The organism is Pseudogemmobacter sp. TB195, from assembly GCF_058313095.1.
In genome coordinates, this window is record NZ_JBZEGG010000154.1 from 1 (window position 1) to 599 (window position 599).

Sequence of the window (599 nt, forward strand, 5' to 3'; positions counted from 1 at the left end):
GGATCACCCTACGTGGACGTGGCGGCGTGTTCTGCGCTGGCGGCGATCTGAAATCGTTCCGGAGCATGACCTCCGGCGCGGCCAGCCGCGACGGGGTGGTGCAGATGAGCCGGGACGGCGGCGGTCTGATGACGCTGGTCAACAGCATGCCGCAGGTCACGGTGGCGGTAATCGAGGGCGCCGCCATGGCTGGCGGCTTCGGCCTCGCCTGCTGCTGTGACGTGGTGATCTGCGCGGCGGACGCCCGTTTCGCCATGACCGAGACGATGATTGGCCTGTCGCCGGCGCAGATCTCGCCGTTCGTGCTGCAAAAACTCGGTTACGCCACTGGCCGGCGGCTGATGCTGACGGCGGGCCGGTTCACCGGAGCGGAAGCGCAGGCGCTCGGCTTCGCCGACTTCGTCGGGACAGACAGCGCGAGCCTTGCGGCGATCGAGGCCGGAATCCGCGCGGACGTGCTGAAGTGCGCCCCGGGCGCCATCGCCGACACCAAGGCGCTGATCCTCGCCCTGCCGGGTCTCAGTGGGCCGGAACGGACCGAGGCCGCCGCCCACAACTTTACCGATCGCATGTTCAGCGCCGAGGGACGGGAGGGTGTC

General features: G+C 69.3%; 1 protein-coding gene. It reads left to right on the forward strand.

Annotated features, from left to right (window positions below; translation table 11 throughout):
* The coding region (locus AC4FS3_RS29110; protein WP_491023436.1) for an enoyl-CoA hydratase-related protein at positions 1 to 599 on the forward strand (599 nt) is incomplete at both ends.